A 17,398-nucleotide genomic window follows, 5' to 3' on the forward strand; every position below is an offset into this window, starting at 1 on the left:
AGCGGATCGTCGATCCCGGGCGCGCGCGGGGCGCGGGTCAGAAGATCATCGGGCGGTCGTCGTCATCGGGACCCTCGAGATCGAGGTCGACGACGACGGGCACGTGATCGCTCGGGATCTCTCCCTTGCGCTCGTCGCGCGCGATCGAGGCTCCCGCGACCGCGTCGGCGAACGCGTGCGAACCGAGCACGAAGTCGATGCGCAGGCCCTCGTTGCGGGGGAAGCGCAGCTGCTTGTAGTCCCAGTAGGTGTAGCCGGTCGGCACGAGCGGCCGCACGACGTCGCTGAGCCCCGCATCGAGGAGCGCCTGGAACGCCTCTCGCTCGGGCGGGGACACGTGCGTCGTCACGCCCTCGACGACGGTCGGGTCGCCGTTGTCGGCGTCGAGGGGCGCGATGTTGAAGTCTCCGACGAGCGCGAGAGGCAGGTCGGGGTCGGCGCCGAGCGCCCCGCGCGTGTAGCCCTGCAGCGCGGCGAGCCACTCGAGCTTGTAGCGGTAGTGCGGGTCGTCGAGCCCACGGCCGTTGGGAACGTACAGGCTCCACACCCGCACGCCGTCGATCGTCGCGCCGAGCGCACGCGCCTCCTGCGGGGCATCCGGTCCGTCGTAGCCCTTCTGGAAGCCCGGCATGCCGTCGAAGGCGAACGAGACGTCCTCGATGGGCTCACGGCTCGCGATCGCGACGCCGTTCCACTGGTTGTGCCCGTGCGCGACGACCTGGTAGCCCGCCGCCTCGAACTCGGCGTAGGGGAACTGCTCGGGCTTGCACTTGATCTCCTGCATGGCGAGCACATCGATGTTCTCTCGCACGCAGAACTCGACGGTGCGCACGACCCGTGCGCGGATGGAGTTGACGTTCCAGGTCGCAAGCCGCATGGCCCCAGCCTAGGGCGCACCCCCGACGCCGAGTCCGGGTCGCGGCGGGTCCGGCGTGACGGGCGGATGCCGCGCCCCGCCCTACACTCGGAGGCGTGACCGCTGCCTCCGCGCCCGAGCTCGAATCCGACCGTCAGGCGCTCATCGCGCTCATCAAGGACGAGGCCGTGTTCCACGGCGACTTCATCCTCTCCAGCGGCAAGCGGGCGACGTACTACGTCGACATGCGCAAGCTCACGCTCGACCATCGGGCCGCCCCCGCGATCGGTCGCATCATGCTCGACCTCATTCGCGACGTCGACGGCATCGTCGCCGTCGGCGGGCTCACCCTCGGCGCCGACCCGATCGCCAATGCCGTGCTGCACGAGTCGGTGCACGCCGGTCGCCCGCTCGACGCCTTCGTCGTGCGCAAGGAGCCCAAGGACCACGGCCGCGGCCGTCAGATCGAGGGAGCGGATGTCGCGGGCAAGCGCGTCGTCGTGCTCGAGGACACCTCGACCACCGGCCAGTCCGCCCTGAAGGCGGTCGAGGCGCTGCGCCGCGAAGGCGCCGAGCCAGTCGCGGTCGCGGTGATCGTCGACCGTCGCACGGGCGCCCAGGCGGCGATCGAGGCCGAGGGCCTGCAGTGGCTCGCGGCGATCGACCTCGACGACCTCGGTCTCGACCCCCAGTAGCCCCGGGAGTACCCCGCATGAGCACCGTCGCTCTCGCCGTCGACCTCGGCGGCACGAAGATCGAAGCCGCGCTCGTCGAGGCATCCGGTCTCGTGCGCGCTGTCGGCCGCACCCGGCGACCTACCGGGCCTGACACCGATCCTGCCCGATTGGATGCCGCGGCCGCCGCGGTCGTGAGCGCTGCCGTCGCCGCGCTCGGCCCCGACGACGAGCTCGTGGGCGTCGGCATCGGCGCGGCCGGCCCGATCGATGCGGTGCGCGAGACGATCGACCCGGTGAACATGCCCGGCGTACACGGGTTCGCGCTCGCCGATGCGGTGCGGCGCGTGGTCGGCCGCGGCGTGCCGGTGCGACTGCGCCACGACGGCGGCTGCATCGCGCTCGCCGAGAACTGGATCGGCGCGACCGCCGGAACCCGCGCGTCGATGTCGATCGTGGTCTCGACGGGCGTCGGCGGTGGACTCGTCGTCGACGGCGCGCTCGTCGGCGGCGGCACCGGCAACGCCGGCCACATCGGGCAGGTGTCGGCTCCCGCCGGGTTCGAGGGATTCGGCCCGACCCTCGAGCACGTGGCATCCGGCCCCTCGAGCGTGCGCTGGGCGCAGGCCCAGGGGTGGGGCGGCGAGCGTGGTGAGGACCTCGCCCGCGACGCCGCCGCGGGCGACCCGGTCGCGCGCGCCGCGATCGAGCGCTCGGCGCGGGCGGTGGGCATCGTGCTCGCCGACGCCGCGACCCTCATCGACCTCGAGGCCGTCGCGATCGGCGGGGGCTTCTCGACCGTCACGCCCGACTACATCGACCTCGTGCAGGCCTCGCTGCGCGAGAGCGCGGCTCTGCCGTTCTCGCGGGCGACGCGGGTCGTGCCGAGCGGACTCGCCGGCGACGGCCCGCTGATCGGCGCCGCCGCCCTCGTGCTGCGCTGAGGCGAGGCATCCGCTCTCGGTGACGACGGGCGGATCGCTCTTGGATCGATGGATACCCCCACCCGTATTTGACCCAAGTACCCCAGGGGGTATAGCTTCGCTCCGTCGAGAGGAATGCCATGTGCAGTCGAATCACCTGCCCTGAATGCGGCAAAGCCACCTGGACGGGGTGCGGCCAGCACGTCGAGGACGCCCTGCGCGGCGTGGACCCGTCGGAGCGCTGCCCGGGGCACCCCGATGCGTGAGAGCGGAGCACCTCATCGCCTGGTCATCGTGGGGGGCGTTGCCGGAGGCATGAGCGCAGCGGCTCGCGCCCGCCGACTGGACGAGCGCGCGGAGATCGTCGTGCTCGAGCGTGGGGCCTATGTCTCCTTCGCCAACTGCGGATTGCCCTACTTCGTGGGAGGAGAGATCGCCGACGAGAACTCGCTCCTCGTGCAGACACCGAGCTCGCTGCGGGCCGCGCTCGCACTAGATGTGCGCACCGGACATGACGTGCTCGGTCTCGACATCACACGTCGCGTCGTCAGCGTTCGCACGATCGACGGCGACTATGAGATCGCCTACGACGACCTGATCCTCGCCCCGGGCGCTCGGCCGGTGCGCCCCCCGATCCCCGGTCTCGACTCCCCGCGAGTACGCACGCTCCGATCCGTCGACGATGCAACGTCGCTGCGTCGCACCGTCGACCGCGGCATCCGCCGCGCGGTGGTGCTCGGTGCCGGTTTCATCGGGATCGAGGCCGCGGAAGTCATCGCTCGTCGCGGACTCGCGGTCAGCCTGGTGGACGTCGCCTCCCACCCCCTCCCGCCGCTCGAGCGAGAGCTCGCGGCTGTGGTCACTGCCGAGCTTCGTGCCCTGGGCGTCGATCTGCACCTCGGCGTCGCAGCCGACGCCATCGAGCAACACGATGAGGAGGACGTCGTCATCCTCGGCGACGGAGCCAGACTCGCCGCCGATCTCGTCGTTCTCTCTGTCGGCGTGCGGCCGGACACCGAAGTGTTCGAGGCGGCAGGCGTGGGCTGCGAGCGCGGAGCGATCATCGTCGACGGGCACGGTCGAACGACAGTCCCGAACGTCTGGGCCGTCGGTGACGCTGTGCTCAGTGTCGACGGGGTGACCGGCGCACGGCGGCCGATCGCCCTCGCCGGCCCCGCCAATCGCGTCGGACGCCTCGTCGCCGACGCCATCTTCCGGCCCGAGCACGCCCGCATGCTGCCGGCGCCGACGGGCACGGCGATCGTTCGCGTCGGCGACCAGGTCGCCGCGCTGACCGGGGCGAACCGACAGGCGCTCGACGCGGCTGAGGTCGACTACGTCACCCTGCACCTCCACCCGAACCAGCACGCCGGATACTTCCCCGGCGCCACACAGGTGCACCTCGTCGTGCACGCGGCGACATCGAACGGTCGTCTTCTGGGGGCCCAAGCCGTAGGACGGGACGGCGTCGATAAGCGGATCGACGTGCTTGCGACAGCGATTCGCGCCGGGCTCTCGGTCGAGGACCTCATCGACCTCGACCTCGCATACTCGCCGCCGTTCGGGCAGGCGAAGGACCCCGTCAACCTCACCGGGATGCTGGGTGAGAACGTGCGCACCGGTGCGCTGCGCCTCTGGTACGCCGACGAGCTCGCCGCGGTACTCGACCGGGCGCTTCTCCTGGACGTCCGCACGGCGGCAGAGGTCGCCGCAGGCGCAGTACGTGGCGCGATGCACATCCCGCACACCGAGCTGCGGGGGCGCATCGAGGAGGTTCGGTCGGCCGCGGGCGGCCGTCCGATCCGCGTGATGTGCCAATCCGGGGTGCGTTCGGCGATTGCTCATCGGGTCCTCGCGCAAGAGGGGTTCGACTCGGCATCGCTTTCGGGCGGAATGCTCACCCTCCGTGCATGGTGGGGCGGCGAGGCCAGCGAGATCCTCGAGCGGCCCGAGGCGATGCAGCATGCGTGACCGGGTGCCGCGGCTCCCGGTCTGCGCCGCGCCGCCCGGCGAGCGCGCTGTGTACATCGCAGGTGCCGTCGTCCTCCTGTCGGCCGCCGCCGGCCTGTCGGACCAGCCCTGGGCGGCGATTCCGGCCGCAATCGGCGGGCTGCTGCTCGCCTTCTCCGCCATCACCGGTCGCTGCGTCGACTCCCCGATCTCGCGCCGACGCCGGCGTTCCGACGAAGCCGGGCGCGAGTCGAATCCGGCGGCGGCGCCGTCGACCGATCACCCCCGAGAGGATGTCCATGAAGACTGATGACCCCGAAGCGCAGAAGCGCATCCTGCACCGCCTGCGTCGCGCGCGAGGACAACTCGATGCGGTGATCGCCGCCGTGGAGCAGGACAAGCCGTGCCGTGACATCGTCACCCAGCTCGCCGCCGTCTCGAGCGCGCTCGACCGTGCGGGATTCGCGATCGTCTCGACGGCGATGAAGGAGTGCCTCGCCGATCCCGAGAGCGCCGAGCCGGGGCTGAGCACCGACGAACTCGAGAAGCTCTTCCTGATGCTCGCCTGACGGGCTCGGCGAACAGCACCACACCCACGAACACCTACGGAGAGCATCATGTGCACGACCGTCACCTGCCGCACCTGCGGCAAAACCACCTGGCGAGGCTGCGGGCAGCACGTCGACCAGGTCATGCGGGGCATTCCCCAGTCCCAGCGATGCCAGGGACACGAGAAGACGAGTCTGTTCTCGCGGCTCTTCGCGCGCTGACCCTCGTGCTGCGCTGAGGCGAGGCATCCGCTCTCGGTGACGACGGGCGGATGCCGCGGCTCAGTCGACCTCGGGCAGGTCCGACTCGACGGGGGCGCGCTGGATGAGGTCGGCGACCGAGGTGAGGACCTCGTCGGGACGGAACGGGAACCGCTCGATCTCGGCGGGGTCGCTGATGCCGGTCATGACGAGCACCGTGTGCAGTCCCGCCTCGATGCCGGCGACCACGTCGGTGTCCATGCGGTCGCCGATCATCCCGGTCGACTCGGAGTGCGCGCCGATGCGGTTGAGCGCCGAGCGGAACATCATCGGATTCGGCTTGCCCACGACGTACGGCTCGCGGCCGGTCGCCTTCGTGATGAGGGCGGTGATCGCGCCGGTCGCGGGCAGGATGCCGTCGACCGACGGGCCGGTCGCGTCGGGGTTCGTGGCGATGAAGCGGGCACCCGCGGCGATGTAGCGGATCGCCTTCGTGATCGCCTCGAACGAGTAGTTGCGGGTCTCGCCGACCACGACGTAGTCGGGCATCGTCTCGGTGAGGATGAAGCCCGCCTCGTGCAGCGCCGTGGTGAGGCCGGCCTCGCCGATCACGAACGCCGATCCGCCCGGCGCCTGCGCCTTCAGGAAGTCGGCGGTCGCGAGCGCCGACGTCCAGATCGCGGTCTCGGGCACGATGAGCCCCGATGCCCGCAGGCGCGCACTCAGGTCGCGCGGCGTGAAGATCGAGTTGTTCGTCAGCACGAGGAACGGCGTGCCCGTGTCGGTCCACTGGGCGAGCAGTTCGGCGGCTCCGGGGATCGCCTGGTTCTCATGCACGAGAACCCCGTCCATGTCGGTCAGCCAGCACTCGACGTCGGCACGTGTACGCATGTGTTCAGCCTAGGGTGCGGCATCCGTCATCGCCGTGAAACGGCCCGGGCGTAAGGTCGTAGCCGTGAGCGCGAGAGCGGCTGAGTGGAACCCCCTGCACCTGCCCGATCTGCGCGGGCGCAGCTATCTCGTGACGGGTGCCAACGCGGGGCTCGGCTATTTCTCGTGCGAGCAGCTCGTGCGCGGCGGCGCCCACGTCATCATGACCGGCCGCAACCCGCATCGGCTGTCGGCGGCGAAGGCTGCCGTGCTCGGTCGCACGGCGGATGCCCCGCATCGCGGCACGATCGAGACGCTGCTGCTCGACACCTCCAATCTGGGCTCGGTGCGTGCGGCCGCCGCGACGGTGCGGCATCGCGGGCGCCTGCACGGACTGCTGCTCAACGCCGGCATGGTGCACCCGCCGCGGCACCGGCAGACGACCTTCGACGGCAACGAGCTGGTGTTCGCGACGAACGCGCTCGGTCACTTCGCGCTCGCCGGCGCCCTGCTGCGCACGCTCGCGGCCGCGCGCGGCCGCATGGTGTGGCTCGGCAGCATGTCGACCTCGCTCGGGCGCATCGATCCCGTCGATCCGCAGCTCGCCTCGGGCTACTCCGGCTGGCGCGCCTACGTGCAGTCGAAGATCGCGACCACCGCGCTCGGCCTCGAGGCCGATCGTCGCCTGCGCGCCGAGCGCGTGCCGGTCGCGAGCGTCATCGCCCACCCGGGCTATTCGGTCAGCGGGCGCACCGCCGGCATCCAGGGCGTCAATGAGCCGAGTCGCCTGGGCCGGTTCGTCGACAACCTCCAGTCGCCCCTCACCCAGTCGAAGGAGCACGGCGCCTGGCCGCTCGTGCGCGCGCTCGTCGATCCCGACGTCGTCGGCGGGCAGTTCTGGGGACCGGCGCGGGTGACGAGCGGACCGCCGCGGCTCGCGGCTCCCGCCAAGGTCACCCAGGATCCGGCCGTCGCGGAGCGGTACTGGGTGACGTGCGAGAACGCGACGCGTCTGCGCTGGCCGTTCGAGGCCGCGCGCCGCTGAGGGCGCCCGGTCGCGGCGGTGCGATGTCGGTGCGGGCCGCCGTGCGGCGCGGCGCTAGGCGCTGAGCCAGACCGCCGTCGCCGCGCCGTCGGGAAGTGCCGCCGCGGCTCCGTCGAGCGTCACCACCGGGCTCGCGCCCGCGGTCACGACCGTGACGGTGTGCCCCACATCGACCCCCGCCTGCTCGAGGGCGCGCAGCAGCGCCGGGTCGTAGTCGCTCACGCGCAGCACCCGTCCGCGATGCCCGGTCTCGGCCTCGGCGAGCAGCACGAACGGCTCGCGCTCCACCTCGCCGTCGGCATCGGGGATCGCGTCGCCGTGCGGATCGAACCGGGGCCGCCCGAGCCGGGCGTCGATGCGTTCGAGCAGCCGGTCGCTCAGCGAGTGCTCGAGCACCTCGGCCTCGTCGTGCACCTCGTCCCAGCTGTAGCCGAACTCCTGCACGAGCCACGTCTCGATGAGACGGTGGCGGCGCACCATCTGCGCGGCGCGGTGCAGTCCGCCGTTGGTCAGCTCGATCGGGCCGTACGGGCGGTGCCGCACGAGACCCGCAGCGGCGAGCTTCTGCACCATCTCGGTCACGCTCGACGGGGCGAGGCCGAGCACGGTCGCCAGCTGCGAGGGAGTGATGCGGTCCGGCTGCCACTCGGTGTGCTGGTAGATCGTCTTCAGGTAGTCGTCGACGGCCGGACTCGACGAGGACGCGGGGGACACGGCATCCAGGTTATCCGGCGCCCGTCGTGACCAGCACGAGCAGCACGGCGTTCAACGCCACCAGAAGGACGGATGCCACGGCCCCCAGCGCGATCGTCACTCCCCGGTTGCGGTGGGTGCCGAGCACAGACCGGCGGGAGGTCAGCCACACGAGCGGGACGATCGCGAACGGGATGCCGAATGACAGCACGACCTGACTGAGCACGAGCGCCCAGGTCGGGTCGACACCCGCCCCGAGGATCGCGAGCGCCGGAACGAGGGTGACGATGCGGCGGGCGACGAGCGGCACCCGCACGCGCAGGAGGCCGTGCATGATCTCCGAGCCCGCATACGCTCCGACCGACGTGCTGGCGAGGCCGCTGGCGAGGAGCCCGACCGCGAAGAGCACCGCGATGATCGGGCCGAGGCTGTCGCGGATCGCCGCGTACGCGCCCTCCAGGGTGTCGGTTCCGGCCGCGCCCGGAAGGGTGACGGCCGCGATCAGCAGCATCACGAGGTTGACCGACCCGGCCACGATCATCGCGATCGAGACGTCCCAGCGCGTGGCGACGAGGATGCGGCGGGTGGCGGCATCCGTCAGCGTCGACGCCCGGCGCGGGAGCGACGTCGTCGGCGTGCCGTGGAAGCGGTCGCGGGTGAGCGCCGAGTGCGCGTAGATCGCATGCGGCATGACCGTCGCCCCGAGGATCGACGCGGCCAGCAGCACCGAGTCGGTGCCCTGGAAGCGCGGCACGAGACCGCCGAGCACCCCGGCCGCATCGGGCGGGGCGATGAGCACGCCCGCCGAGAAGCCCACCACGATGACGACGAGGAACGCGGCGATCGTGAGCTCGAACCGTCGGGCGCCGCCGCGGCTGTGCACGATGAGCACGCCGAGGGAGATCGCGCCGGTGATGGCCCCGCCGAGCACGAGCGGGAGGCCGAACAGCAGATGCAGCGCCACCGCGCCGCCGATGACCTCGGCGATGTCGGTGGCCATGGCGACGACCTCGGCCTGCAGCCAGTAGGCGCGCCGTCCCCACGGTGAGCGGATGCGGCTGCCGAGCACCTCGGGCAGGCTCGCGCCGGTGACGACGCCGAGCTTCGCCGACAGGTACTGCACGAGCCAGGCGGTGAGGTTCGCCGCGACGATGACCCACACGAGCAGGTAGCCGTAGGCGGCGCCGGCCGACATGTTGCTCGCGACGTTGCCCGGGTCGAGGTAGGCGACCCCCGCGACGAGCGCCGGGCCGAGCAGCAGCACGAGCCGCGGCTGCGCGGTGCGCGCCGGCGCCGGGTCGAGGGCGACCTCGGCCGTGCTGCGCATATTTTTCGGCATGCCGAAACCTTACCCATTTTTCGGTACGCCGAAAACCCTCAGCGCCCGGGGCGACGACTACCGTGAAAGCCGTGACCGACAGCCCCGCCGACCCTGACGAGCCCGAACTCGCGCACGGCGTCGGTCCCTGGCCGGGAGGCGGCGCCGCCTGGCCCGACGACGACCGTTACGACCCCGAGCTGCTCGCCGACGGCGACCGCCGCAACGTCATCGACCGCTACCGGTACTGGCGCATGGCGGCGATCGTCGCAGACCTCGATGAGAGGCGGCATCCGTTCCACGTCGCCATCGAGAACTGGCAGCACGACCTCAACATCGGCTCCATCGTGCGCAGCGCCAACGCGTTCCTCGCCGACACCGTGCACATCATCGGGCGCCGGCGGTGGAACCGCCGCGGCGCCATGGTCACCGACCGCTACCAGCACGTCGTGCACCACGACGACATCGCCGCCTTCACCGCCTGGGCCGCCGCCGCGCAGCTGCCGGTCATCGCGATCGACAATGTCGACGGGTCGGTGCCCGTCGACCGGGCCGACCTTCCCGAGCGCTGCGTGCTGCTGTTCGGCCAGGAAGGGCCGGGGCTCTCGCCCGAGGCGCTCGCCGCGGCATCCGCCACGGTCGAGATCACCCAGTACGGGTCGACCCGCTCGATCAACGCCGGGGCCGCCGCCGCGATCATCATGTACGAGTGGTGCCGGCGTCACGCCGGCTGAGGGATGCCGCGGAATACCCCGGGCTCCTCGCGGCTTGTGCTCACCGGCGGCGATGCCGCGGAACGGAGTGCGCATGAGTGACGGCGTCGGTCTCAGGTCGGAACGCGGACCCATCCTGCTCGCGCTCATGGTGGCGACCGGCATCGTCGCGATCGACGCGACCATCCTCGCGACCGCCGTGCCGAGCGTCGTCGAGGACCTCGGCGGCTACAGCCAGTTCCCGTGGCTGTTCTCCATCTACCTGCTCGCGCAGGCGATCACCGTGCCGATCTACTCGAAGCTCGCCGACACGATCGGGCGCAAGCCCGTCATGATCATCGGCATCGCCCTCTTCCTGCTCGGCTCGGTGCTGTGCGCGGTGGCCTGGTCGATGCCAGCGCTGATCGTCTTCCGCGCGATCCAGGGTCTCGGCGCGGGGGCGGTGCAGCCCATGGCGATCACGATCGCCGGTGATATCTACACGATCGCCGAGCGGGCCAAGGTGCAGGGCTACATCGCCGGCGTGTGGGCGGCGGCGAGCGTGGTCGGCCCGGCGCTCGGCGGGATCTTCGCACAGCTGGGCATCTGGCGCTGGATCTTCTGGGTCAACCTGCCGCTGTGCATCGCGGCGCTCTGGCTCATCGCCCGCAACTTCCACGAACCCGGGGTGCGGCGCGCCGACGCGCCGCGGCACCGCATCGACGTCGCCGGGTCGCTGCTGATCATGGGCGGCGCGGGCCTCGCGATCCTCGGTGTGCTCGAAGGCGGCGTCGCGTGGGCATGGGACTCGCCCGCGAGCATCGGCGTGTTCGTCGCCGCGGCGGTGCTGCTGATCGTGTTCGTGTTCGTCGAACGACGCGCGGCCGAGCCCGTGCTGCCGCTCGCGCTCATGGGGCGACGCCTCATCTGGAGCAGTTCGCTCATCTCGCTCGGCATCGGCGCCGGCCTCATCGGCCTGACCTCGTTCGTGCCCGGCTACCTGCAGCACGCGGCGGGTGCGATCCCGCTGATCGCGGGCTTCGCCGTCGCCGCCCTCACGATCGGCTGGCCGATCGCGGCGAGCATGTCGGGGCGGGTGTTCTACCTGCGCATCGGCTTCAAGCCCACGGTTCTCATCGGGCTCACGATCGCCATCGTCGGAACCGCCGCGCTCGCGATCACCTCGGCGTGGCCCTCGGTCGCCCTCGTGGCGCTGTGCTGCATCGTCACCGGCTTCGGGTTCGGCCTCGTCGCCACCCCGAGCCTGATCGCCGCGCAGGCGAGCGTCGAGTGGAGCCAGCGCGGCGTCGTCACCGGCGCCAACATGTTCGCACGCTCGATCGGCAGCGCCGTGGGCGCGGCGATCTTCGGGGCCATCAGCACGGCCGCCCTCGCCGGACGGGCCGAGACGGATGCCGCGGGCGCCGCCGCGGCCGGCACCGCGGTGTTCGTGGCGGTGCTCGTCACGGTCGCGGCGATGATGCTGGTCGCCGTCGCGATGCCCGCGGTGCGCGCCGACGTGACGCCCATCCCGCAGCCCGCCGCCGGCGACTGATCACGGTCTGCGGGTCAGCGGGCCTGCGGCATCCGATCTAGACCCCGACGGTCATCCACGCCGTGCCGCGTACACGGCGGGAGAGCGTCACCAGCCGGGCGAGCATGTAGACCCCGAAGAACGCGACGGCCAGCCATGCGAGACCAGCGGCCCCCGACGCGCCGACGAGCGCCAGCACGACGAGCAGCGGCACGAACGGCACGAGGTTGAGCACCCCGACCACCGCGAGGTAGCGGCCGTCGCCGGCTCCCATCAGGACGCCGTCGAGCACGAACACCACCCCGCACAGCGGCTGCGCGATCGCGAGCACGATCAGTGCCGGCTGTGCGAGCGGCGAGAGCGAGGCGTCCCCGGTGAACAGGCCGCCCAGCACACCCGACAGGGCCGCGATCACGGCGCCCACGACGACACCGAACCACGCGCCCCACGCGACCGTGCGCCGCAGCACGTGGCGCACGAGCACCCGATCGCCCGCGCCGAGGCTCTTGCCGACGAGCGCCTGCGCGGCGATCGCCAGGGCATCGAGCGCGAATGCGGCTGTCGAGAAGATCGTGAACGCGACCTGCCAGGCGGCGAGCTCCGCGGTGCCGAGCGCGGTCGCCGCCGCGACGGTCGCGAGCAGGGCCGCGCGCAACGACACCGTGCGCAGGAACAACCACCCGCCGAGCCGTGCCGATCCGGTGATGCCGGCGCGCTGCGGTCGGACGGATGCCGCATGCCGGCGGGCGAGCCGCGCGACGACGGCGACGTACACGCCCACCATGCCCCACTGCGCGAGCACGGTGCCGAGCGCCGAGCCCGCGATGCCGAACCCGAGCCCGTAGATGAGCAGGGCGTTGAGTCCGGCGTTCGCGGCGAAGCCGAACCCGGCGACCCACAGCGGCACCACCGTGTTCTGCATGCCGCGCAGCAGGCCGGTCGCCGCGAACACGACGAGCATCGCCGGCAGCCCCCACACCGAGATCGCGAGGTAGGTGTCGGCCGCGGCGGTCACCTCGGGCGAGGCGCCGAAGAGGGCCACGATGCCCGGCGACGCGACGGATGCCGCGAGCGCGAGCACCGCGCCCAGGCTCACCGCGAGCCACATGCCGTCGATGCCCGCCGACACGGCGGCGCCCGGGTCGCCCGCGCCGAACCGCCGCGCCACCGCCGGCGTCGTCGCGTAGGCGAGGAACACCATGAGCCCGACGATCGTCTGCAGCACCGCTGAGGCGATGCCGAGACCCGCGAGGGCGTCGAGGCCGAGGTGGCCGACGAGCGCCGCGTCGACGATGAGGAACAGCGGCTCGGCGACGAGCGCGCCGAGTGCGGGCACCGCGAGCGCGAGGATCTGCCGGTTGAGCGTGGCCCCGCGTGCGGTCATGCGCTCAGCGTAGGGAGAGTCCGGGGGCGACGGGGTCGTTCACCGACCCAGGGCGACCTCGCCGGCCGTGGCGGTGCCGGCCGACTTGCCGGGAGCCGATTGGAACGACCAGTAGAGGTTCGTGTGCGCGATGACGTCGGGAACGCTCGGGGCGCCCCACGCGGTCTTGTCGCCGGCGGTGTGGGCGTCGCTCACGAGCACCGTGTCGTAGCCGCGCGCGAACGCGCCGTGGATGGTCGAGCGGATGCAGGCGTCGGTCTCGGCGCCCGCGACGACCAGACGGTCGACACCGAGCCGGGCGAGCAGGTCGTCGAGGTCGGTGCCCTCGAACGAGTCGCCGTAGCGCTTGTGCACGTGCGCGTCGCCGTCGACCGGCACGAGCTCGGGCACCAGTTCCCACGCTTCCGTGCCCTGCTCGAGCTCGCCGTCCTCGGAGTGCTGCACCCACACGACGGGCACGCCGTCGTGTCTCGCGCGGGCGACCAGCCCGGCGATGCGGGTGACCACGCCGTCGCGGTCATGGGCGCCGTCGACGACGCCGTTCTGCACGTCGACCACGAGCAGCGCCGTGGCGCCGTCGCGTGCGGTGAGTGTCGACATCCTGACCTCTTCTCCGCCCGCCGGTGCGGGCCCGACGCGACAGTACCGCGCGGCGCCGACACGGCGGACGCGGGTGCGCGGATGTGCGCAACTCCCGGCCGACCCATGAGTGCGCGGCGTAGGGTGGAGCCCATGTCTGCAGACCTCCGCTCCGGTCTCGAGCTCGGCGAACTGAGCACCGAGATCCGCCCGCAGGACGACCTGTTCCGCCACGTCAACGGCGCCTGGCTCGACCGCACCGCGATCCCCGACGACAAGGCCCGCTGGGGCTCGTTCCACCTCATCGCCGAGCAGGCCGAGAAGGACGTCGCCGCGATCATCACCGAGTCGCAGCAGGCCGAGCCCGGCACCGAGGCCCGCAAGATCGGTGACCTCTACGCCAGCTTCATGGACACCGAGCGCATCGCCGCGGCATCCCTCGCGCCGATCTCGGCGCAGCTCGCCCGCATCGACGCGATCGGCTCGGTCGAGGACCTCCTGATCGCGATCGGCGAGCTCGAGCGCGACGGCGTGCGCGGACTCATCGACCTCTACGTCGAGCCCGACCCCGGCAACCCGACCCGCTACGTCCCCTTCCTCGTGCAGGGCGGGCTGTTCCTCCCCGACGAGAGCTACTACCGGCTCGAGAACTTCGGCGAGACCCGCATCGCGTACCGCGAGCACATCGAGCGTCTGCTCGGCCTCGTCGACGTGACGGATGCCGCGGCCCAGGCCGACCGCATCGTCGCGCTCGAGACCGAGATCGCCGCCGCGCACTGGGACAACGTGCGCAGCCGCGATGCGGTCGCCACCTACAACCTGAAGACCTGGGACGAGGTGCAGTCGCTCGTGGGCGTCGACCTGGAGCCGTGGCGCTCGGCGCTCGCACCGGGGCATCCCGATGCGTTCGCCGAGGTCGTCGTGCAGCAGCCGAGCTTCCTGGAGGGTCTGGGCGCACTGCTCGTCGACGCGCACCTCGAGGGCTGGAAGTCGTGGCTGCGCTACGCGATCGTCCACGGCTCGGCGCCGTTCCTCACCGAGGAGATCGTCGCCGAGAACTTCTCGTTCTACGGCACTCAGCTCACCGGCGTGCCGGTGAACCGCGAGCGCTGGAAGCGGGGCGTGAGCCTCGTCGAGGCGGCGCTCGGCGAGGCCGTCGGCCGCGTCTACGTCGAGCGGCACTTCCCGCCGCAGGCGAAGGTCGCCATGGACGAGCTGGTCGCGAACCTCATCGAGGCCTACCGTCAGTCGATCACGACCCTCGAGTGGATGAGCCCCGAGACCCGTGAGCGCGCGCTCGCCAAGCTCGACGCCTTCACACCGAAGATCGGCTACCCGGTGCGGTGGAAGGACTACTCGGCACTCGTCGTCGACCCCGCCGACGTGGTCGGCAACGTGCGCCGCGCGCACGTCGTCGAGCACGACCGGCAGCTCGGAAAGGTCGGTGGGCCCATCGACCGCGACGAGTGGTTCATGACCCCGCAGACCGTCAACGCCTACTACAACCCGCTCATGAACGAGATCGTGTTCCCGGCGGCGATCCTGCAGTACCCGTTCTTCGACGCCGATCGCGACGCGGCGGCCAACTACGGCGGCATCGGCGCCGTGATCGGCCACGAGATCGGCCACGGGTTCGACGACCAGGGCAGCCGGTACGACGGCGACGGGTCGCTGCGGGACTGGTGGACCGACGCCGACCGTGCGGCGTTCGAGCAGCGCACGGCGAGTCTCATCGCCCAGTACGACGAGCTCGTGCCGCAGGGTCTCGCTCCCGAGAACCACGTCAACGGCGCTCTCACGATCGGCGAGAACATCGGTGACCTCGGGGGCCTCGGCATCGCGATCCGCGCCTACGAGATCTCGCTCGGCGGCGAGCCCGCTCCCGAGATCGACGGGTTCACCGGCATCCAGCGGCTGCTGCTGAGCTGGGGGCAGATCTGGCAGCAGAAGGGTCGCGACGCCGAGACCATCCGGCTGCTGACGATCGACCCGCACTCGCCCAACGAGTTCCGCTGCAACCAGATCGTGCGCAACGTCGACGCCTTCTACGCGGCGTTCGGCGTGACCGAGACCGATGCGCTCTGGCTCCCCGAGAGCGAGCGCGTCACCATCTGGTAACCCGGCCGTGCTGGCATGGCCTCACGCGAACGGATGCTGACAGTCGCCGTGCGCGCGCACCGCACCCGACGGGAGGGAGCCCACCGTGGCACCGACTCCTGATCGTGCGCGGGGCGCCGAGGCGTCGCCCGGGCGCCGCCGTGCGGCGAGCCGGTCGGGCCGCCGTGTCGCCGTGGGGCGACGCTCGTTCACGTCGACCATGGCGGCGCTCGACGCCCTCGCCGTCGCGGGCGCCCAGGTGTCGGTGCACGTCGACGACCTCGACCGCGGCAGCGCGGTGCTCGTCGGTGACGACTACGTGAGCCTGCCGATCGCGGGGCTCGGCGTCGTGCCTCTTCTGGTGGAGGTGGCGGCGCAGATCGACCAGAACCGCCTCGACCCTTACGAGGTGGTCGACCGCACGAGCCTCCCCGCGGTCGCGGGGCCGGGAACCTGGCAGCATCTCGCCGCGCCGTCGCTGCCTGTCGTCGACCTCGCGGTGCTGGCGGCATCCACCGGCGACGCCCTCGCGGCGAACGCGCTGCTCGCCCGCATCGGACTCCCCGCCGTGCGGGTGCGGCTCGAGCAGCTCGGGCTGTCGCGCTCGGCCATGATGGACGCCTTCCGCGACCGGCGCGGCCCCGACGACGCCCCGCACGTCGCGCTCGGCGCGACCCGCGAGTACGCGCGGCTGTTCGCCGACCTCGTGAACTCCCGCGTCGTGACACCCGCCGTCAGTGCGCAGGTGTCGGAGTGGCTGAGCCATGGGCACGACCTGAGCCTCGCGGCATCCGTCACCGGGCTCGACCCGTTCGCTCACGAGGGCGACGAGCATGGTCTGCTGTTCCTGAACAAGACCGGCCGGGGCGACGGCGTACGCGCCGAGGCGGGGGTGCTCGCCGGTCCCCGCGCGGGGGTGTCCTACGCGCTGACGGTCTGCTTCGACGACCTGTCGATCGCGCACCGGCTGCGGGCGCACGACGCGTTCCGGGTGCTCGGGCTCGAGCTCATGGAGTACGTGTTCTGACCACTTCGGGGCGGATGCCGCGGCCCACGCCGCGCCCGCCTCAGAAGACGATCGTCTGGTTGCCGTGGCGGATCACGCGGTCCTGCGCGTGCCACAGCACCGCGCGGGAGAGCACGGCGCGCTCGACGTCGGCGCCGTGGCGCTGCAGGTCGGTGCGGGTGTCGGCGTGGGTGACGCGCACGACGTCCTGCTCGATGATCGGCCCCTCGTCGAGGTCCTCGGTCACGTAGTGCGAGGTCGCGCCGATGAGCTTCACACCGCGCTCCTTGGCCTTGCGGTACGGGTCGGCGCCGATGAAGGCGGGGAGGAACGAGTGGTGGATGTTGATGACCGGCACCCCGAGCTCGGCGAGGAAGTCGCCCGACAGGATCTGCATGTAGCGGGCGAGCACGACGAAGTCGACGTTGCCCTTCAGTAGCTTCAGGATCTCGGCCTCGGCCGCCGACTTGTCGGCGCCCTGCGAGGGCACGTGGAAGAACGGCACCCCGAACGAGCGCACGTCGTCGGCCGTGTTGGTGTGGTTCGAGACGACCATCGGGATCGACACCGGCAGCTCGCCGCGGCGGTGACGCCACAGCAGGTCGAGCAGGCAGTGGTCGGAGGTCGACGCGAGGATCGCCATGCGCTTCGGGATCGACTGGTCGGTCAGCCGCCACTCCATCGCGTAGGGGGCGAGGGTCTCTGCGAGGTCCTCCTCGATGCTCGGCAGCGCCGCCGTCAGGTTCGGCCGGTGGAACACCACCCGCTGGAAGAACGCCCCGCCCTGCGGGTTGTCGGAGTACTGATCGAGGGAGACGATGTTGCCCTCGTGGCGGGTGATGAGCGCCGTGATGGCCGCCACGACCCCGGCCTTGTCCGGCCCGTACACGATGAGGCACGCGTGGTCGCGGGACGTGCGGATGGGGGCGGTGAGAGGGCCGGTCACACCCGTCAGTCTAGGAGCGCCAGGCCTCGGGCTCGGCGCTGTGCGGGCGGTGAGAGGGCGCGGATGCCGCGGGCCGCGGCAT

At 71.7% G+C, this 17,398-nt stretch carries 19 protein-coding genes; 12 read left to right on the forward strand and 7 right to left on the reverse strand.

Annotated features, from left to right (window positions below):
• Positions 1-37: 37 nt before the first annotated feature.
• Entirely contained in the window at positions 38-877 is an 840-nt protein-coding gene (locus BGO15_RS12800; RefSeq protein ID WP_045246378.1) for an exodeoxyribonuclease III, read from the reverse strand.
• A 95-nt stretch (positions 878-972) separates the two neighbouring features.
• Between BGO15_RS12800 and pyrE the strand changes: the two genes are divergently transcribed.
• The 7 genes from pyrE (at position 973) to BGO15_RS14830 (ending at position 5,173) form a co-directional block, all read left to right on the forward strand.
• Positions 973-1,551 (forward strand): orotate phosphoribosyltransferase, encoded by a 579-nt coding sequence (pyrE, locus tag BGO15_RS12805; RefSeq protein WP_056206332.1) that lies wholly within the window; start codon positions 973-975, stop codon positions 1,549-1,551.
• A gap of 17 nt (positions 1,552-1,568) precedes the next feature.
• Positions 1,569-2,474: an ROK family protein gene (locus BGO15_RS12810; RefSeq protein ID WP_056206334.1), complete on the forward strand. Its 906-nt coding sequence runs from the start codon at positions 1,569-1,571 to the stop codon at positions 2,472-2,474.
• Positions 2,475-2,593: 119 nt separating this feature from the next.
• A complete protein-coding gene (locus BGO15_RS14825) occupies positions 2,594-2,719 on the forward strand; it encodes a DUF8730 family Cys-rich protein (protein ID WP_489433926.1) in 126 nt (41 codons plus the stop codon).
• A complete protein-coding gene (locus BGO15_RS12815; protein WP_056518886.1) occupies positions 2,712-4,424 on the forward strand; it encodes an FAD-dependent oxidoreductase in 1,713 nt (570 codons plus the stop codon). The genes BGO15_RS14825 and BGO15_RS12815 overlap by 8 nt, the downstream gene beginning before the upstream one ends.
• Positions 4,417-4,713: a YgaP family membrane protein gene (locus tag BGO15_RS12820; RefSeq protein WP_056206336.1), complete on the forward strand. Its 297-nt coding sequence runs from the start codon at positions 4,417-4,419 to the stop codon at positions 4,711-4,713. The genes BGO15_RS12815 and BGO15_RS12820 overlap by 8 nt, the downstream gene beginning before the upstream one ends.
• The gene (locus BGO15_RS12825) at positions 4,703-4,972 is read left to right on the forward strand and encodes a metal-sensitive transcriptional regulator (RefSeq protein WP_045246373.1); all 270 of its coding nucleotides are present in this window, start codon (positions 4,703-4,705) and stop codon (positions 4,970-4,972) included. Before BGO15_RS12820 ends, BGO15_RS12825 begins: the two co-directional genes overlap by 11 nt.
• A gap of 48 nt (positions 4,973-5,020) precedes the next feature.
• The gene (locus BGO15_RS14830) at positions 5,021-5,173 is read left to right on the forward strand and encodes a DUF8730 family Cys-rich protein (protein WP_048809382.1); all 153 of its coding nucleotides are present in this window, start codon (positions 5,021-5,023) and stop codon (positions 5,171-5,173) included.
• A gap of 60 nt (positions 5,174-5,233) precedes the next feature.
• On the opposite strand, the gene BGO15_RS12830 is transcribed toward BGO15_RS14830, so the two are convergent.
• Positions 5,234-6,043, reverse strand: a complete 810-nt coding sequence (locus tag BGO15_RS12830; protein WP_045246372.1) for an HAD-IIA family hydrolase — start codon at positions 6,041-6,043, stop codon at positions 5,234-5,236.
• Between the two features lie 64 nt (positions 6,044-6,107).
• On the opposite strand from BGO15_RS12830, the gene BGO15_RS12835 reads away from it, so the two are divergent.
• Positions 6,108-7,067, forward strand: coding sequence for an SDR family NAD(P)-dependent oxidoreductase (locus BGO15_RS12835; RefSeq protein WP_045246371.1), 960 nt, complete (start codon positions 6,108-6,110; stop codon positions 7,065-7,067).
• Between the two features lie 54 nt (positions 7,068-7,121).
• Here BGO15_RS12835 and BGO15_RS12840 read toward each other — a convergent pair whose 3' ends face one another.
• Positions 7,122-7,781, reverse strand: coding sequence for a metal-dependent transcriptional regulator (locus BGO15_RS12840; protein WP_056206340.1), 660 nt, complete (start codon positions 7,779-7,781; stop codon positions 7,122-7,124).
• A gap of 10 nt (positions 7,782-7,791) precedes the next feature.
• Positions 7,792-9,099 (reverse strand): Nramp family divalent metal transporter, encoded by a 1,308-nt coding sequence (locus tag BGO15_RS12845; protein ID WP_171006115.1) that lies wholly within the window; start codon positions 9,097-9,099, stop codon positions 7,792-7,794.
• Positions 9,100-9,170: 71 nt separating this feature from the next.
• Between BGO15_RS12845 and BGO15_RS12850 the strand changes: the two genes are divergently transcribed.
• Together BGO15_RS12850 and BGO15_RS12855 are read left to right on the forward strand one after the other, a co-directional pair.
• Complete coding sequence (locus tag BGO15_RS12850) at positions 9,171-9,812, forward strand: TrmH family RNA methyltransferase (RefSeq protein ID WP_056206345.1); 642 nt, start codon at positions 9,171-9,173, stop codon at positions 9,810-9,812.
• 73 nt (positions 9,813-9,885) lie between these two features.
• Positions 9,886-11,325, forward strand: a complete 1,440-nt coding sequence (locus BGO15_RS12855; protein ID WP_056518883.1) for an MFS transporter — start codon at positions 9,886-9,888, stop codon at positions 11,323-11,325.
• A gap of 37 nt (positions 11,326-11,362) precedes the next feature.
• On the opposite strand, the gene BGO15_RS12860 is transcribed toward BGO15_RS12855, so the two are convergent.
• The gene (locus BGO15_RS12860; protein ID WP_056206346.1) at positions 11,363-12,688 is read right to left on the reverse strand and encodes an MATE family efflux transporter; all 1,326 of its coding nucleotides are present in this window, start codon (positions 12,686-12,688) and stop codon (positions 11,363-11,365) included.
• Between the two features lie 39 nt (positions 12,689-12,727).
• Positions 12,728-13,288, reverse strand: a complete 561-nt coding sequence (locus tag BGO15_RS12865; protein ID WP_056518881.1) for a cysteine hydrolase family protein — start codon at positions 13,286-13,288, stop codon at positions 12,728-12,730.
• A 132-nt stretch (positions 13,289-13,420) separates the two neighbouring features.
• Between BGO15_RS12865 and BGO15_RS12870 the strand changes: the two genes are divergently transcribed.
• Positions 13,421-15,385: a M13 family metallopeptidase gene (locus BGO15_RS12870; protein ID WP_056518878.1), complete on the forward strand. Its 1,965-nt coding sequence runs from the start codon at positions 13,421-13,423 to the stop codon at positions 15,383-15,385.
• 85 nt (positions 15,386-15,470) lie between these two features.
• A complete protein-coding gene (locus BGO15_RS12875) occupies positions 15,471-16,391 on the forward strand; it encodes a serine hydrolase (protein ID WP_045246363.1) in 921 nt (306 codons plus the stop codon).
• 40 nt (positions 16,392-16,431) lie between these two features.
• Here the strand turns inward: BGO15_RS12875 and purU are convergent, their stop codons facing one another.
• Complete coding sequence (gene purU / locus BGO15_RS12880) at positions 16,432-17,316, reverse strand: formyltetrahydrofolate deformylase (RefSeq protein ID WP_045246362.1); 885 nt, start codon at positions 17,314-17,316, stop codon at positions 16,432-16,434.
• Positions 17,317-17,398 lie beyond the last annotated feature (82 nt).

It is taken from the genome of Microbacterium sp. 71-23 (assembly GCF_001897265.1).
Taxonomy (GTDB): domain Bacteria; phylum Actinomycetota; class Actinomycetes; order Actinomycetales; family Microbacteriaceae; genus Microbacterium; species Microbacterium ginsengisoli.